Consider the following 18,842-nt stretch of genomic DNA (forward strand, 5'->3'; position numbering starts at 1 on the left):
TAATCGTTTAATCGTGGATTTGTTTAATTGTTGTAAAGTGTTTATACACTTTATAAATTATAAAAATCACTAATAATATATTAATAATATTCCAAATATTCATACTGATGAAAATTGATTTTTGAAAAGTATCCATACTTTCTAAACTCATATATTCACCTTTTGATTCCTCATAGAAATCATCGTAATCCATCATTGCTATCCCTAAAAAAATATAAACAACTAAATCTAATAGAATAAATAATATTCCTAAAATTACATTTTTAATTGTAAATATTTTTTTCATTTATCAATTCGCGTTAGGGATTGAAACGGCATCCTTTTTTTCTTTTTCGGAAAAAAGATATAGTGGAAAGCCTGTTAAAACGCCCTAAATATTTTCTGCTAAAATTAATGCTTTCTTTAAAGCTGCTAACTTATTATTTACTTCTTGTAATTCTTTTTCTTCATTAGAATGAATAACGATTCCTGCACCTGCTTGCGAATATAAAACATTGTTTTTACTAACAAAAGAACGAATGGCAATGGCCAAATTTACAGAACCATCTAAACCGATAATTCCGACTGCTCCTCCGTAAAAACCACGGGTTTGGTTTTCATATTTATCGATCAACTCCATTGCTTTGTACTTTGGCGCTCCACTTAAGGTTCCGGCAGGAAAAGTGTCTCCAACAATTTCTATTGGGTTTCCTTTAATCTTACCTCTAACCGTAGAAACCAAGTGAATTACGTGGCTAAAATACTGTACTTCTTTAAATACTTCAACGGTAACTTTATCGGCATGTTTGCTTAAATCGTTACGGGCTAAATCTACCAACATTACGTGTTCTGCCGTTTCCTTTTTATCTTCGGATAATTTTTTACCCAGCTTAATGTCTTCTGCCATATCGCCCGTTCTTCTAAACGTACCTGCAATAGGATTGATAGTGGCTTTACCTGCAGAAATTTTAATTTGTGCTTCTGGTGAAGATCCCATTAATTTGAATGAACCGTAATCGAAATAAAATAAATATGGCGACGGATTGATAGAACGTAATGCTCTATAAACATTGAATTCGTCTCCTTTAAATTTTTGTTGAAATTGGCGTGACAAAACCAATTGAAAAACATCACCTCTTTTACAATGTGATTTTGCTTTTCTAACATAATCGATAAATTCTTCGCCTGTTGTATTTGAAGTTTCTTCGCCTACAATTTCGAATTTTTGTGTATTAAAAGATTGTGCATCTATAATAGTTTGAACTTCTTTAATACGAGATGCTGTACCTTCTTCTACATTTTCTATCAATGTCATTTCATCATTAAAATGATTGATGGCAATAATAAAACGGTAAAAACTGTATTGCATTTCTGGAATTGCAGAGGGTGCTTTTTTGTTTTTAAATTGAATATTCTCAAAATACTGAACAGAATCAAAGGTTGTATACCCGTACAATCCGTTGAACGATTTTAATTCGGCTGGACACTCTAAATCTATAGCATTGGTAAACTTATCAAACAATTCATAAAAGTTTTTGTTGATAGGTTGCTGATCTAGTTGTGTTCCTTTATGAGAAACAGAAAACTGATAATCGTCCACTTTCATCGTTAAAATGGGCTCTACCGCAATAAATGAAAAACTTTCTTCTTTACTATGATAATCTGAACTTTCTAACAACAAAGTGTTAGCGTATTTGTCTCTAAAACGCAAGTACAAACCAACCGGTGTAACGGTATCTGCAATCTTTGTTTTGTGAATTGTTTTAAACTGTAATTTTTTCATGTTACTTTTTGTTTGGTCTAGCGCAGTCGAGACCTTTTTAGAACCTCTCGAGAACTGCGTTCGATACTTTCAACCAAAATATATTTTGGTTTTAGTAATGCTCGAGGGAACATTTGTCTATTCTTTTTTACTTTGGATGATTTAAAAAATCATCATAAAAAAAAGGCTTATCGTGAGATAAGCCTTTTTTAATTTATGTTATATATACATATAGGATTCTTCTCACTTATGAATTAAGAGAGTTCCACCACCAAGTATTTTTTGTATTGTTTTTCATTCTGAAACAAAAATAAGATAGATTTTTAAAATAGGCAATGTTTAGATAGATTTATTTTGAAATTAACCTCAAAAACACTAAGAAATAAAATGCAAAAGGTCGCAAAGTTTTTTGTAAAAAAACATAAACCTCTATCGATAATCATTAGGTATATAAACTATTTTTCACTTAACTTAAACATTGCATTAGCAACACTTAAAGCAGATTTATCATATTGCTCATGACCATAATTATGTTTTTCATTTAACTCATAAAATGATCGATAAATATCAAATGGATTCTGTGATTTAGCAACCCATGTAACAATGATATCAAGAATTTCATTCATAACAGGCTGAAAAGTCATTCTACCATCTCCTCCTCGAATACCATTATTATCAGATTTACGTTTACCTAAATTTAGAAAAATATTTTTTTCATCATAGATAATATCTCTAACCTCCTTAAATTCTTTTCCTTTAGGCAAATAAGCTATTAATAAATTTCTAATTCCTTTATAATATATATTATACTTCTCTTCAGGGTTTTCAAATTCTTTTCCAATTAACTCTCTTAATTCATCCACCTCAACAAGGTTTCCATGCTCTGAATCTATAGATAATTGTTTACCAACTTTTTCATTTGCTTTTTGCAATAACTCTAATCTCTCTATATCTGCTTCAGAAAGCTCTATTTGTTTTTTTACTTTTTTATTCTCTGACATATTCTAATTTTAATTAATTTCTAAAATGTGCTTTATTCTTTCCCCTACTGATTTTATACTTTCATCATTCCATGATAATGGACTTAATTTATTTAGAGCTTCTTTATAGTCTGGATAGAATTTATTAAAAGCACCATAATACTTTTTATCATATAAATTGTTCTGATACCAAATAAAAAATGAATATACAATAGAAACGTGTATTTCATTTTCAATTGCAAATTTGGAAACTAAATAAGGATTGTTTATATAATTTTTTATGTATATAAATTTTTCTTTTGGCATAAAAAAATCTCTAGCGAAAGAATCAGCTTTTTCTTCTATTAAAAATAAATCAGCATCACCAGTTAAATGAAAACTATTTGTTTTAATCAAATCAAAATCAAACAACACATGATGCAACTCATGTAGAAGAGTAAACCAAATTGTAGGATAGCTTTTATTAAAATCAGTAAGAACAATACAAGGTTTTTCCTTAATAATAAACGTTCCTCCCCTTACTTGTGTTGTCGCTAGATAATCTTGAAAAACAACAGTTACACCAATATTGTATAATGCTTTACAAACAGTGAATAAACCATTTTTTATATCTTGAGAATATGGTTTTATCTTTATAATTAAATCTTTTAATCGATTTCTATCATAATGATTAGGATTATCAATAACCTTGAAAGTCTGATATGCTGACTTAACCCAAAAATCTTTCATCTTATCTGAAAAATTCCTTTTAGCACTACTATACAAAGGCTTGTTAAGTTCTAGCTGATAATCTTCAATAGAATTAAACCCAAAAAAAGATAGAATTTTATGTACTAATTTATCTGATTCATCTTTGACATTAAAAAAACCAAATTTCGTCAAAGTTTTTACATCAAAATTGTCTAATAAAAATGTAGCTTTCCTTGCATTTTCAATAGAACGTATATTTTCCGGACTTTGATTACTTAAAACAACTTCAATAAATTTATTAATAGATATACCTAAAAATTCTGCAATTTTCACGATATGTATCAAGTTAGGCTGTTTAGCACTTCCATTTATTATTTGTTCAAAAACATCTTTATCTATTTTTAATAATTTTAAAGCCTTAGTTTTACTAATCTTATAAGATTCTAATTTATCTTCAAACATTCCTCTTATATCTAAAGGATTATCATTTGAAAAAATTGATTTCAATAAGTCATCTATATCTGAATCATTCATAAAAAAAAGAGTATTTACGCTACAAATATACAACAAAAATAAACAATAAATTAAATTCGAGGGTAATTACCCTTAAAATAAATAAACAACAAAAAAATCTCGCTTTCGCGAGATTTTAATATTTTCAAGAATTCTTAAAAAACTATTTCCTTATAATTCTAACATTCATTTCTTCTACCTTTTTATCAGATAAAATTGAAGGTGCATTAAACAATAAATCTTCTGATGAACCTGTTTTAGGAAAAGCCATTACTTCTCTAATAGAAGCTTTCTTTTCTAAAATCATCATTAATCTGTCTACCCCCCAAGCAATTCCTCCGTGAGGAGGCGCTCCATATTGAAAAGCTTTGTACATTGTACCCACACTTTTCATCATTTCTTCTTTATTATAACCCATATTTTTATAGGTTGCTTCTAAAATTTCTGCCTTATGTGCACGCACAGAACCTCCACCAATCTCATAACCGTTTAAGATTAAATCATATTGTTGCGCGATTATGGTTCCTATTTCTTCTCCTTCTCCAGTCATGTGCTTTTCTAAGTCATAGATTGCTGGCATAGAAAAAGGATTGTGTGTAAATGTCCATCTTCCTTCATCTGTTTTTTCAAACATTGGAAAATCTACCACCCACGCTGGTCTTAATTCTTTAGGATTTATCAATTTAAAAATGCGTCCCATTTCTTGACGAACAGCATCTAATGCTTTGTTTGCTGTTGCATAATCTGCTGCTGAGAAAAATACAATATCACCAACTTTAGCATCGGTAGCTTTTATAATATTTGCGGCAATTTCTTCTCCTAAAAACTTAATAATTGGCGACTGTAAATCATTTTCATTTACAATAATATATGCCAAACCACCTAATCCATTTTGTTGTGCTATGGCAGTTAGGTTTTCAATCTGTCCTTTAGAAGCTCTTTTATTTCCTTGCTCTGCTGCAGAAACTTTAATACATTTTACAATTCCGCCTTCTTCAATTGGTTTGCTAAAAACTTGGAATGTGGTATCTTTTACAATATCCGTAATGTCTTGCATTTGCAATCCGTAACGTAAATCTGGTCTATCACAACCATATTTATCCATTGCTTCTTTATACGTAATTACTTCAAAAGGATGTAAAACCCATTTTTTACCATAGATTTTCTTCACAATCTCATTAAACATTTTGGTATTTAAATCGATAATTTGCTGCATACTTGCGTATGCCATTTCTATATCTAATTGTGTAAACTCTGGTTGTCTGTCTCCACGAGAATCTTCATCTCTAAAGCAACGTGCTATTTGAAAATATTTTTCAAAACCACCCACCATTAACATTTGTTTAAATTGTTGTGGCGCTTGCGGAAGCGTGTAAAAAGAACCCGCTTGTTTTCTTGTAGGCACAATAAATTCTCTTGCTCCTTCGTCTGTACCAGCCGTTAAAATAGGCGTTTCAATTTCTAAAAACTCTTCTTCGTCTAAGATATCACGCATTAGCTTGATTACTCTATGACGGTTCACAATAGCTTTACGAACCTCATCATTTCTATGATCTAAAAACTTATATTGAAAACGAACATTCTCGTTCGATTTCATTGCTCTTTTTATTTCAAAAGGAAGCGTTTTAGATAAGTTTAAAATATCTAAAGCAGCTGTTTCTAATTCTAATTTACCAGTTCTTAAACCCGCATTATAATCGTCTTCATTCCTTTGAACTACAACTCCGGTTACAGAAATAACAGATTCTGATTTTAACTTTACAAGCTCATCTAAATTAGGAAATGTTTCTCTACTTAAACGTACTTGAAAAACTTGATTGCTAGAATCGCGTAAATCAATAAAAATTAATTCACCATGATCTCTAACACTAGAAACCCAACCCGATAAAGTAACCTCATCATTAATTGAGTCTTCTGATAACTGAGAAATTTTATGAGTTCTGTATTCCTCTTTTATGATAATAGGTACTTGAGGTAACGTTTCTTCTTCTATCTTTGCTTTTGGCTGATCGCTAGTTGCTTTTGACTCATCAGCTACAGCTGCACTCTTAGTCGTTTTAACATCCGCAGAACAAGCATTTAATATTTCTTGACGAATTACTTTCCCTGAAGCTCCTTTACCAATAATACCAATTACTTTACCAACAAGAATACCTGCTTTACCTTGGTTTCCTGCTTTAATATCGTTTGCAATTGCTTCATTTTCAGAAACTACCTTTGCAACAGCATCTTTAATTTTATCTTCAGAAATGGTATTGTCTTCAAAGTATTTATTATAATCGAAAGTTCTATCTTTTAAATACGATGTAATTCCGTTTTGCACTAAAACAGACGTTATTTTATCGTCTTTAAATAATTGAAAAATCTCAATTAACTGATCTACACTATGAATATTCTCATACTCATCTGCTCCAATATTATTTACCAATGTTTTGGCAACGAAAGAAGCATCGTTAATTTTATTATTGATGGCAACAAAAACTTCTGATCTTAAAGAATCTGCTGTAAAAAACTTAGCATCTTGTGGTAAAACGCCACCTTTTATCAAAATAGATTCTACTGCAAAAGGCAAAGAACTAATATCAACATGTATACTATCTACAACTTTTTTAATGTTTACAAAAGGTAAATCTGGCTCAGAAATAAAACGATAATCTGCTTCAAATTCCTTTTTACGCATTGTTTTAGTCTGCTTTAAATCTGCATCCCATAAAACCGTTGTTTGGTCTGGTCTAAACGCTTTATTTTCTACGTAATAACTTAATTGCTTTTCAATTTCTTCCTTTAGAGCATCTACCATAAACTTAAAAGAATTTAAGTTTTTGATTTCTGTTCTTGGGTTTAAATCATACGTGTGTTTTTTACGAAGCGATACAGAAACATCCGATTTAAACTCTCCTTTTTCAAGATTTGCTTCAGATATTTTTAAATTCTGAACAATACGTTGAATGTATTGTGCATACGTAGATGCATCTCCTATGTGACGAATACAAGGGTCTGTTACAATTTCTATTAACGGAACACCCGCTTTGTTAAAATCGACTAAAGAAACTTTCTTTTCGTGCATTAATTTTGCAGCATCTTCCTCTATATGAGTTTGTGTTAAACTCACTGTAAATTGCGAACCGTCATTTCTATAACAAGAAACTTCTCCGTCTGGAATTACAGGATTATGAAACTGTGTAATTTGAATATTCTTTGGGTTATCTGGGTATTCATAATGTTTACGATCCCAAGAAATAACTTCATTAGAAAAAGTAGATTTTACTGCTTTTCCAAAATAAATAGCTTTTGTAATTGCCTCTTTATTTATAGAAGGTAAAACCCCCATTTGCCCTGTACAAACTGAACAGATATTTTGGTTTGGTTGTTCTATTTCTTGATTTGCACAAGAGCAGAATAACTTTGTTTTTGTATTTAATCGAACGTGCGTTTCAATACCGATTACTAACTCTAAGTCGTGCTTTTTTATAAGCTCATTTAATTGTTCCAGTTCCATTATATCGTATCTTTTAAGAAGTTAGCAAACTTCAAAACAAGTTCGTCATTATTTTTTGCTGCCGTAATTTGTAATCCTGTTTCTGTTCCTTGTGGCACGGTTAACGTTGGTAATTGCCCTAAACTAAAACCAACCGTATACGCATCCGACAAATACATTGCTAAAGGATCTTTTAAACTATCGCCAATTTTTGGTGGCGAATTTGGTGTTACTGGTGATAAAATAATAGCAACTTCTTTAAAATCTTTTTCAAAATTAGCGGCAATTTGATCTCTTACATTTAATCCTTTTAAATAGATTTCATCAGAAAAACCTTGAGATAACACTTGGTTTCCACCAACAATTCTACGTTTAGACTCTTCAGAGAAATTTTCTGATCTTGTAATAGAATACGTCTCTTTTAAAGTATCGCCTTCTATTCTATTTCCGTAATTAGTTCCATCTAATCGAGATAAATTCGATGCCGTTTCTGCCATTGCTAAAGTATAGTAGGTAGAAACTAAGGTATCAGATTCAAAGAAATCTAATTCTTTAACTTCAATTCCTTTGGCTTTTATTTTTTCTATGATTGCTAAAAAATCCGCTTTTACTTTTGCATCAATCGCATCATTTTCAATGAAATTTTTAAAGTATCCAACAGTTTTTATTTCATCAGCATTTAAAATAGTTGCTTCAGAGATTGCTTCCGATTGATACGTGGTTTGATCTTTACTATCCTTACCACTCATTACATTTAAAACAATTCTTATATCTTCAATAGATTTTGCAATTGGGCCAACACAATCTGTAGACGATGCGTACGCCATTAATCCGTATCTAGAAATTCTTCCGTACGTTGGTTTTAATCCGTAGACATTATTATAACCTGCCGGTTGACGAACAGAACCTCCTGTATCTCCACCAATTGAAAACACCGTAAAGTCTTTTGCAACATTTACTGCAGAACCTCCACTAGAACCTCCAGAAACTAAATCTGTATTGATTGCGTTTTTAACGGCTCCGAAAATGGTGTTTTCAGAAGAAGAACCGTGACCAAAAGAATCACAATTTTCTTTTACTAAAGGTATTGCGCCTGCATCAAATAATTTCTGAATAGCAGTAGCCGTGTAAGGACTTTTGTATTTTTTTAATAAATCTGAACTCGCCGTTGTTAAAGTTCCTTGTACCATGTACACATCTTTAATTCCGAACGGAATTCCCTCTAACAAACCAATTTCTTGTCCGTTTGCAATTTTAGCATCTACTTTAGCAGCTAATTCTAGCGCCAAGGTATCTAAAAGTGAATTGACAGTATTGTGTGTGTTCGATTTTAATAAATCTAATCTTTCTTGTACCAGTTTTGTACACGAAATTTCTTTGTTCACCAATTGCTGATGAATTTTATGTATTTGCGATTCCATAATTATTCTTCTATCACTTTAGAAACTACTAAAAAACCATTCTTTTCTTTCGGAAAGTTTTCAATAATTATTTGTTTTTCTGCCTGCGGACTATCAATAACAATATCTTCTCTTAAATCATCTAAAGTTACAGCATTGTTATGATTGGTATTAACGTTATTATCTGATGTATTTGCATTTTTAATTACCTCAAACAATTGATTCACCGATTCCGATGGCTCTGCTCCCTTAATACTAGACAAAATGTCTACCGTCATTATTTTGCTCATTTCTTTATTTTTTAATTAAGATTCTGAAACAAGTTCAGAACATGAAAAAAGCCTTCCGATTAGGAAGGCTTTATGTATATATCTATAAACAACAACCTCCCTACCCTAACAATTAGGATTATTGAAATTACGATTGTTATTATTATTTATCATTGTAACGTTATTGACGTCAAATATATAGAGAAAATGTCGTTTACAATCTTCTTTTTTAAGATTTTATACAACCTTTACAATATTTCTAATATATCCTTGTTTATTTATTGATATAACAAAATATTAAAGTTTATTTACAAGAAATCTACTAATTAAATAGTAGGTTCCTTATAAATACAACGGCAAAATTGGGGGACTTCACTATTTATAATAAAAAAAACTTACTTTCTTAAAGGAATTGCAATATTAGGATAATCTGTAATTAAACCATCTACCCCCATATTTAACAAGTTAATCATATCTTCTTTCTTATTTACTGTCCAAGGAATAACTCTCATATTATTTTTCTGAATATTAGCAACCTCCTCTTTATTTAACAACACAAAATATGGACTATAAATTGCTGGCACAAAACTTAACATCTGCATGTTTGTTTTAAAATCATTCTGATACGTTAAAAATGCCAAAATAAATTCTGGATACGTTTTATGAATATATTCTAAAACCCTAGGATCAAAACTTTGAATAACGATTCTTTTTACAGGTAATTTTGCTTTTTTTAATTGCGCTATTACAAGATCTGAAAATTCAGCTACAGTAGGTTGAAACCCATTTTTTTCATCCGTAGGCGTACTTTTAATTTCTATATTATAAAGAATTTTAGTGTTTTTAGTTTCAGCAAAAGCAATTACTTCAGACAACAAGGGTTTGTAAGCAGCAACTTTTTCTTGCTCAGGGAACTTAGGATTCCCTAATGAACCAACATCATATTTCTTTATTTCTTGATACTTATTTTTATACATATTAAAAGCAGCAGCATCTTTTTTTGTAATACGATTTCCTTTGGCATCTAACGTAATTTCATCATTCAACCAAGGCTCATGAGAAACCACTACTTTGTTGTCTTTACTAATAACCACATCTAACTCTATGGTATTTACACCTAAATTTAATGCTTTTTCAAAAGCTTGCATTGTATTTTCTGGTGATAAACCTCTTGCTCCTCTATGCCCTTGCAATTCAAAATCATAATGCTTTTTTTTCTCTAAAATAGTTGCATCAATAAAAGCTACAGTTTCATTGTACACACTCTCCCAATCATTCGATCTTAAATCACACGCAATTACATGATTTCCGGCTTTCGGAAAAGCTACTTTCTTTTTTTTATCAACAGAAGTACCTATACCCTCATACATTTTTAGAATTGCATCCACAGAAACTACCTGATCTTGTTCTTCTTCATTCTTATAATAATACCCTACAAAAACAGGAATCTTAACTTTAGAGAATGTTTGCGGAGTCATGTTGCTGATTAACATTTTTATTAAAGCTTCATACCCATTAACATGATAAGAAGTAGACCAATATTTAGCTTCTTCTTCAGGTCTTTTTTGCTTGATAATTTCACCGTGATTCATTTTTATAAATCCGGCTTTTCCTTCTGGAGTTACAATGGCTGCAAATGCAGGATTTTTAAGTCCGATAAACGGAGAATACATTACCAATCCTAAAATAGAAGCATCTTCTGATGCTAATTTTAAACTTAAAGTTCCACCTGTTGATGTACTTACTAAAATAACTTTCTTACCAATCTTTTTTCCTATTTCTAAAGCTTCTTTAGCAGAAGCGATATAATTTTCTGGTGTTAAATTTATAAAGTTATCATCTCTACCCAAACCATGTTCTTTTAAACGAGATAGATAAACATTTGCATTGTATTTCTTAGAAAGCATGCTCATTACCGGCTCCCCTTCTCTACCACTTGCACCAAAACCATGTAAATACACAAACGCTATAGGAGATTGTTTTTCCTTATAATTTTCTGACCAAATAATTCTGGCTTCATTTCCTGATTTCATTCCTTTAACATGAGCTTCTTTATAATTTATACTTTTTTCTAAAGCAGCTAAATTTACAACTTCTTGTCCTTTAACAACAGTAATAAATAGTATAAAAAAAAGAAACGATAAAATATTTTTTTTCATTGTTATTATAATTAAAAAAAAGACCACTAAAATTGTAAATACATTTTTAGCAGTCTTTCTTATTTATTTTTAAACCTTAAAATTTTATTTTTAATTGCGCTCCAAAGAACCTTGGTGGACCAGCAATAAAAGTCGGAATTCCGAAAGCACCACCTGTATTACCTGCATCAATAATGTATTGTTTATCCAAAGCATTGTTCATATAAAAACCTAGCTCATACATTTTGTTTATAGTAAGCCCTACTTTATAATTTAAGATTCCATAACCCTCTTGTGAAATATTAGGTAAATTGGTTTCTTCAAAAAACACTTTAGACTTATAGGTATATGTTGGCCTAAAAAAGAAATCTAAATTTTTGTTGATTTTTGGGTTGATATTAAAACCTAAAGAGAATGAGTGCTTAGGGGTTAATCTAAATGTATTTCCAGCTAAAGCTTGTTCATTTCCATTAGAATCTTTATCATCAAAAGAAGCATCTATATACCCATAGTTTGCAAAGAAACTGCTACTTTTTGTAAAAGCAAATTGCGTAGCTGCTTCAAAACCAAATGTACTTGCATTTCCACTATCTTCTGGTGTAGACACAAGCTTTCCTTCTTCAAACTTGGTAATTGTTGTTTGAAAATTAGAATAATCATACATATACCCATTGATATCAAACTGTAATCTATTATTTAAGAACAACGATTTTGCACCAATCTCATAAGACATTACTGTTTCATCAGATAATATATTTGTTTCCGTTGCTGTAACACTAATAACGTTAGGTCTTCTTCCTCTTGCAGCTGTTCCGAAAAAAGTAATATTATCATTCACATCATAATTTACCGCGAAACGACCAACCGCAGATAAAAAATTATCACTTGCTTCTATCTTTTCTCCGTTGGTACTTGCAAATAATACATTTGGATGATTTCCTGTTAAATACCCTAAATTAGAAGGAGTAGCAGCATCTTCTACTTGATAAGCCGCATTAATGTTTTCCCAAGTAGCTCTTAACCCTAAAGTAATCGATAATTTATCTGTAACATCATAAGAAGCATCCGCAAAAACATCGCCAGAATAATTTTTACCAAAATTAGTATACGTTTCTTTATTATAAGAACTTAAAGGAGCACCTGCTATTGCACCAAATGTTGCAGAATCATTAGGTATATTTGACAACAAAGTTGGCACACCATTCACAACAAAAGCAGTAGGATTTAAAAGTAACACACCAAAACTTCTCTCATCCAATTCCCATGGTACTTCTTGCGAACCATCTTCAAAGAAAAAATTTCCACCAAAGAAACCTCTAAACTTCTCATCTGTATCAAAATTAAATCGAACCTCTTGACTAAATTGTTTTCCTTTAGCAATTTCTCTAAAATAAAGAGCAGGAGCCGCAGTTCCATCAGCATCAAAAGCTTCATTAGAATCAAATTGTCTATAAGCGGTTGTAGAAGTAACATCCCAAACATCATTCAGCTCATGTTTTAAAATACCTGTAACACCGTAAACAGTTCTATCTAAACCTAATTCTTCTCCTCTTTCTAAATCAGCAAAAGTATTTGGGTTTGTATCACCACCAATTGGCGCATAAGTTCCACTTTTAAAAGAAGTACCTGGAGGCGTATCTTTTTGCCAGTTTGCAATAACATCTAAAGTTGTATTATCATTTATTAGATATTTAAATGATGTTCTAAAAGCAAGTGTTTCTTTTCCGTTTAAATCTCCGCCAGAAACATTTTCTATAAAACCATCTCTAGAATTATAAATTGCCGCAGCTCTAAAAAATAATTTATCATTCACCAAAGGTGTATTATAATACCCTGTAGTTAAAACCTGATTATAATTACCATAACCAACTTTTACGGCTCCAGATGTTTCGTTTTTTGCTTTATTTTGTATAATATGCATGGCACCAATTTGCGCACCTCTACCAAACAAGGTTCCTTGCGGACCTTTTAAAACCTCTACACGTTCTATGTCATACAATTCTACAACAGAACCTCTAGACTTACTAATTGAAACTCCGTCTTGAAAGATAGAAACTCTTGGCTCTACTCTAGAATCTCCACTATCACTTGTAATTCCTCTAATAACAATTCCGGGATTATTAACACTTTGAATCTGCACTTGAAAACCAGGTACATATTCTGATAAAGCATCATACTCAAAAGTTCCTTGATTTTCTATAAAATCTGTTCCGTAAGAAGTAATAGCAATTGGAACATCTTTATTCTTTTGCTCTCTTTTCTGAGATGTTACCACAACACCTTCTAACATATATGAACTTTCTTTTAAACTAAAGTTTTCAATTGTTTCTGAATTACTAATTAATACTTTCTTTATAATTGTATTATATCCTAAATATGAAACTTCAACAATATAAGACGCATTTGCAATTTTCTCTAATATAAATTCTCCATTTTCATTAGAAGTTGCACCTAAAGACAATTTTTTTATATAAACATTTGCCCCCATAATAGGTTCTCCTTGCTCTGTGGTTATAGTTCCTTTTAATACGCTAACATCTTGTGCGTTTATACTAATTAAACTAAAGAGTGTTAAAAAAGTAAATAAAAATTTAAAATGCATTTTATTGAGTTTAAAATTAATTAGAATGCAAATTTATCTTTGTGAAGCAAGACTCTTGTTAACTTAAAATCATACAATAGTTACTTTTTAAATAGTTAGACCCTATTTTTTACAAATAATTTACAAAACAATAACACAAAAAATTAAGCACATTAATGGTGTTTGTTTTTATCAGAAAAAAACTAAATATGTACAGCTGAATAACACCTACTTAATCATTTTACCGAGGCAGAAATCTGGTTATAACAAAACGATACGAACTCACTCTATGGCAATAAATACAATCTAAATAATACGCTATTATTCCATTAAACAAAAAACAACCCCTATTTTACAATATAAAAACAAAAGATTTAAGCCACTTTTAATCATTCTGATTTTTAAGAAGAAGTAAAAAATATTAAAATTAATTTTAAAACCATTTTTAAGCCATTTAAGCCACTTTTAAGAAATCAACAAATGTTGATAATTTTTAAACAAAATTGCTAAAAACACTTTAAAAGCACTTTAAAAACCGTAAATTTGAGATTACTGAAATTTTTTTTTTTTTAAAACGAATTTCAGCAATCTAAAAAATTAATAATTCACTTTATATAATGAGCGAAGAGAATAAAAATAATTATGACGCTTCCAGTATTCAGGCACTGGAAGGAATGGAACACGTAAGAATGCGTCCTTCCATGTATATTGGAGACGTAGGAATACGTGGTTTACACCACTTAGTATACGAAGTTGTAGATAACTCTATTGATGAAGCAATGGGTGGTTATTGTGATACAATTGATGTTACCATAAATGAAGACAACTCAATTACAACCAAAGATAACGGTCGTGGTATTCCTGTAGGAATCCATAAAAAAGAAGGCGTTTCTGCACTACAAGTTGTAATGACAAAAATTGGTGCCGGTGGTAAATTCGACAAAGATTCTTATAAAGTTTCTGGTGGTTTACACGGTGTTGGTGTTTCTTGTGTAAATGCATTATCAGATCATTTAAGAGCAACTGTACACAAAGAAGGAAAAGTTTGGGAACAAGAATACGAAAAAGGTAAAGCTTTATATCCTGTTAAAACTATTGGAGAAACAGATTTTACAGGTACAATTGTTACTTTTTTACCAGACAAATCTATCTTTAAGCAAACAACAGAATTCAACTACGAGACTTTGTCTACTCGTATGCGCGAATTATCTTTTTTAAATAAAGGTATTACCATTACATTAACAGACAGAAGAAATACAGATGATGAAGGAAACTTTATATCAGAAGTTTTTCATTCTGATGAAGGTTTACCAGAATTTATTAAATATTTAGATTCTACACGTGAGCAATTAATTGGTTCTGTAATTTCTATGGAAGGTGAGAAAAACGGGATTCCTGTAGAAGTTGCCATGGTATACAACACCTCTTATGCAGAAAACCTACATTCTTATGTAAACAACATTAACACACACGAAGGTGGAACACACTTATCTGGTTTTAGACGTGGTTTAACAGGAACTTTAAAAAAGTATGCTGACGAATCTGGCTTACTTAAAAATGTAAAATTTGATATTGCTGGAGACGATTTCCGTGAAGGATTAACCGCTATTGTTTCTGTAAAAGTACAAGAACCACAGTTTGAAGGGCAAACAAAAACAAAATTAGGTAACAGAGAGGTAACTTCTGCAGTTTCGCAAGCAGTATCAGAAATGTTAGCTGATTACTTAGAAGAAAACCCGAATGATGCAAAAATCATCGTTCAAAAAGTAATATTAGCAGCAACCGCAAGACATGCAGCACGTAAGGCCAGAGAAATGGTACAACGTAAAACAGTAATGTCTATTGGTGGTTTACCTGGTAAATTATCTGACTGTTCTGAAACTGACCCAGCACAATGTGAAATTTTCTTAGTTGAGGGAGATTCGGCAGGTGGAACAGCAAAACAAGGTAGAGATAGAAACTTTCAAGCCATTTTACCATTACGTGGTAAGATTTTGAATGTAGAAAAAGCAATGCAACATAAAGTTTTTGAAAACGAAGAAATCAAAAACATGTTTACCGCTTTAGGTGTTTCTATTGGTACAGAAGAAGACCCAAGAGCCTTAAACTTATCTAAAGTACGTTATCATAAAGTAGTTATTATGTGTGATGCCGATGTAGATGGATCGCATATTGCTACCTTAATATTAACGTTCTTTTTTAGATACATGAGAGAAATGGTTGAGCAAGGTTATATTTACATTGCAACACCACCATTATACTTAGTTAAAAAAGGTCAAAAAAGAGAATACGCTTGGGACGATAATCAACGTGATGTTATTGCACAGCAAATGGGTGGTAATGTTGCTATTCAAAGATATAAAGGTCTTGGAGAGATGAACGCAGAGCAACTTTGGGACACTACCATGAATCCTGAATTTAGAACCTTACGTAAAGTGGTAATCGACAGTCCTACAGAAGCAGATAGAGTTTTCTCTATGCTAATGGGAGACGATGTTCCGCCTCGTAGAGATTTTATAGAAAGAAATGCAAAATACGCTAATATAGACGTATAAAATTTCAACCTAAATAATTTTATTTAACACACATTTCTACTCGTAGAAGTGTGTGTTTTTTTTTGATACTTTTATCAAGTTTCTTAGACAGCTATTTCTTTAAAAAGATACAGTTAAAAAATAAAAGCCTACTTACTACTAATGAAAAACACCCGTTTTTAACCGTTTATAACCTCATTAAACTTTACTTATTGATATATTTTTATATTTTAGCCAGTAAAGCCAGTAAATTTTAACCAATAACAAACTAAACCATATTACAAATGAAAAAAGGAATTTTAATATTTATAGGTGTATTCACCTTAGCATTTAACACCAAAGCTCAAGATGGTTTTGAGGAAATTATATTAGGAGGACAAGAGGATTCTAAAAAAATTCTTGAAGGCTATTTTGCTCCAGCAATGGAAGGTTTTATCTACTCTATGAATAATGGATGGGCACACACTGCCAAAGTACATAAAGTTTTAGGATTCGATTTAACTATCGGAGCAAGCGGAGCTTTAGTTCCTTCATCTAAAGAAATTTTTAGAGTTACAGGACTAACACATAACGGAGGTTCTTATGAAGGACCTACTTTAATGGGAGAAGGTGAAGGAAACACCTATACTGTAACAAAAGATGGAGAAACAATCTCTGTAGAAATGCCAGGAGGTATTGCAGAAGACTTACCCGTAAGCGCTGTACCCGCACCAACACTACAATTAAACGTAGGTTTACCTTACAAATTTGAAGCAATGGTTCGTTATTTCCCTGAAACAGATTTTGGTGATGATGGAGGAAGCGCAAAAATGATAGGATTAGGTTTAAAGAAAGAAATTACCAGTTGGTTTGGACCTTTAGACAAACTACCCCTACACGTATCTTTACTTGCATCTTACACTACTTTAAACGTAATATATGGTTTTGAAAACACTGACAATGAAGAACTCACCATAGATAACGGAGCTGCAGAATTTGATTTAAAAGCATTTAACGTACAAGCATTGGCTTCTTTAAACTTTCCAATTATAAATGTTTACGGAGGTATTGGTTATGGTTCTGGAAACAGCGACTTTAAAATGACCGGAACGTATACTTACGATAAAGGAGGTTCTAATGAAGAAGAATTAACTCCACCAGATTTAAAGTTTTCTGCAGCAAGTTTTAAAACAACTCTTGGAGCAAGATTAAGCTTAGGTTTCTTTAAAATATTTGCAGATTACACTCTACAAGAATACAATACAGTTTCGGCAGGTATTGCATTTAGTATTAGATAGAAAAGCTCGAAATCCTTTTCGCAAAAAGACACCTTTTTAAGGTGTCTTTTTGCTTTTAAAAAACTAAAATCTTAAGTAAATTTCGTATTTTTGTTAGAGTTAAAATTTATTATAAATCTTAAAATTATATATATGAAAGTTTCAGTAGTAGGAGCAGGTGCAGTAGGAGCAAGTTGTGCAGAATACATCGCAATTAAAAACTTCGCAGCAGAAGTAGTTATTTTAGACATTAAAGAAGGTTTTGCCGAGGGTAAAGCAATGGACTTAATGCAAACTGCCTCTTTAAATGGTTTTGATACAAAAATAACAGGAAGCACAAGTGATTATTCTAAAACAGCAAATTCTGATGTTTGTATAATTACCTCTGGTATTCCTCGTAAACCAGGAATGACACGTGAAGAATTAATTGGAATTAATGCAGGAATTGTAAAAACAGTTTCAGCAAACTTAATAGAACATTCTCCAAATACAATTATTATTGTAGTATCAAATCCAATGGATACGATGACATATTTAGTTCATAAAACTACTGGCTTACCAAAAAATAAAATTATTGGAATGGGTGGTGCTTTAGATTCTGCTCGTTTTAAATACAGATTAGCTGAAGCTTTAGGAGCTCCTATTTCTGATGTTGACGGTATGGTTATTGGTGGTCACTCAGATAAAGGAATGGTACCATTAATTGGAAAAGCAGCTAGAAATAGTGTTGTTGTTTCAGAGTTTTTATCTGAAGAACGTATGGATCAAGTTGTGCAAGATACTAAAGTTGGTGGTGCAACCCTTACTGGTTTATTAGGTACTTCTGCTTGGTACGCTCCAGGTGCAGCAGTTTCTGCAATGGTGCAAGCAATTGCTTGTGATACTAAAAAAATATTCCCTTGTTCTGCTTTATTAGAAGGTGAATTTGGTTTAAGCGATTTATCAATTGGTGTACCTTGTGTATTAGGTGCTAACGGAATTGAAAAAATTGTTGAAATTAGCTTAACAGATGCTGAAAAAGCAAAATTAGTAGAATCTGCAGCTGGTGTAAAAGCAACTAACGGTTTATTAGAATTATAAATCTATTAATAGATTTTATCTAACACCGCATTTAATATTTAAAAGCCTCAAAGACATTTTCTTTGAGGTTTTTTTATACTTCACTATTTGTTAGAAACAGCGTTTATCAAAATAAAAAGCTCCACTCCTATTACATTAAACTTAGTCCGTATACTTTTTCTAAAACCATAATAATTTCAAAG

Annotated in this window: 12 protein-coding genes; 3 read left to right on the plus strand and 9 right to left on the minus strand. The window is 31.3% G+C overall.

What is annotated here, in order from left to right; translation table 11 throughout:
* Window positions 1–7: 7 nt before the first annotated feature.
* The 9 genes from WHD07_RS06830 to WHD07_RS06870 all read right to left on the minus strand — a co-directional run bounded on the left by WHD07_RS06830 (window position 8) and on the right by WHD07_RS06870 (window position 13,811).
* On the minus strand, window positions 8–286 hold the full coding sequence (locus WHD07_RS06830; protein WP_343330563.1) for a hypothetical protein: 279 nt from the start codon (window positions 284–286) through the stop codon (window positions 8–10).
* Window positions 287–370: 84 nt separating this feature from the next.
* A complete protein-coding gene (locus WHD07_RS06835) occupies window positions 371–1,762 on the minus strand; it encodes an anthranilate synthase component I family protein (protein WP_343330564.1) in 1,392 nt (463 codons plus the stop codon).
* A 434-nt stretch (window positions 1,763–2,196) separates the two neighbouring features.
* The gene (locus tag WHD07_RS06840) at window positions 2,197–2,742 is read right to left on the minus strand and encodes a hypothetical protein (RefSeq protein ID WP_343330565.1); all 546 of its coding nucleotides are present in this window, start codon (window positions 2,740–2,742) and stop codon (window positions 2,197–2,199) included.
* A 9-nt stretch (window positions 2,743–2,751) separates the two neighbouring features.
* Complete coding sequence (locus tag WHD07_RS06845; RefSeq protein ID WP_343330566.1) at window positions 2,752–3,945, minus strand: ImmA/IrrE family metallo-endopeptidase; 1,194 nt, start codon at window positions 3,943–3,945, stop codon at window positions 2,752–2,754.
* 142 nt (window positions 3,946–4,087) lie between these two features.
* Window positions 4,088–7,423 carry a bifunctional amidotransferase subunit GatB/aspartate--tRNA ligase AspS gene (gene gatB/aspS, locus WHD07_RS06850; protein WP_343330567.1) on the minus strand — a complete coding sequence of 1,112 codons (3,336 nt, stop codon included), beginning with the start codon at window positions 7,421–7,423 and terminating at the stop codon, window positions 4,088–4,090.
* Complete coding sequence (locus WHD07_RS06855; protein ID WP_343330568.1) at window positions 7,423–8,823, minus strand: amidase family protein; 1,401 nt, start codon at window positions 8,821–8,823, stop codon at window positions 7,423–7,425. Before WHD07_RS06855 ends, gatB/aspS begins: the two co-directional genes overlap by 1 nt.
* 2 nt (window positions 8,824–8,825) lie before the next feature.
* Complete coding sequence (locus WHD07_RS06860; protein ID WP_211296753.1) at window positions 8,826–9,092, minus strand: hypothetical protein; 267 nt, start codon at window positions 9,090–9,092, stop codon at window positions 8,826–8,828.
* Window positions 9,093–9,466: 374 nt separating this feature from the next.
* Window positions 9,467–11,230: a glycerophosphodiester phosphodiesterase family protein gene (locus WHD07_RS06865; protein WP_343330569.1), complete on the minus strand. Its 1,764-nt coding sequence runs from the start codon at window positions 11,228–11,230 to the stop codon at window positions 9,467–9,469.
* A gap of 76 nt (window positions 11,231–11,306) precedes the next feature.
* Window positions 11,307–13,811, minus strand: coding sequence for a TonB-dependent receptor (locus WHD07_RS06870; protein WP_343330570.1), 2,505 nt, complete (start codon window positions 13,809–13,811; stop codon window positions 11,307–11,309).
* A gap of 596 nt (window positions 13,812–14,407) precedes the next feature.
* Between WHD07_RS06870 and gyrB the strand changes: the two genes are divergently transcribed.
* The 3 genes from gyrB (at window position 14,408) to WHD07_RS06885 (ending at window position 18,660) form a co-directional block, all read left to right on the plus strand.
* Window positions 14,408–16,345: a DNA topoisomerase (ATP-hydrolyzing) subunit B gene (gene gyrB / locus WHD07_RS06875; RefSeq protein ID WP_105050378.1), complete on the plus strand. Its 1,938-nt coding sequence runs from the start codon at window positions 14,408–14,410 to the stop codon at window positions 16,343–16,345.
* A 263-nt stretch (window positions 16,346–16,608) separates the two neighbouring features.
* Complete coding sequence (locus tag WHD07_RS06880) at window positions 16,609–17,601, plus strand: DUF6588 family protein (RefSeq protein WP_343330571.1); 993 nt, start codon at window positions 16,609–16,611, stop codon at window positions 17,599–17,601.
* Window positions 17,602–17,733: 132 nt separating this feature from the next.
* Window positions 17,734–18,660 carry a malate dehydrogenase gene (locus WHD07_RS06885; RefSeq protein ID WP_105050376.1) on the plus strand — a complete coding sequence of 309 codons (927 nt, stop codon included), beginning with the start codon at window positions 17,734–17,736 and terminating at the stop codon, window positions 18,658–18,660.
* Window positions 18,661–18,842 lie beyond the last annotated feature (182 nt).

The organism is Polaribacter staleyi (genome assembly GCF_038024045.1).
Taxonomy (GTDB): Bacteria; Bacteroidota; Bacteroidia; order Flavobacteriales; family Flavobacteriaceae; genus Polaribacter; species Polaribacter butkevichii.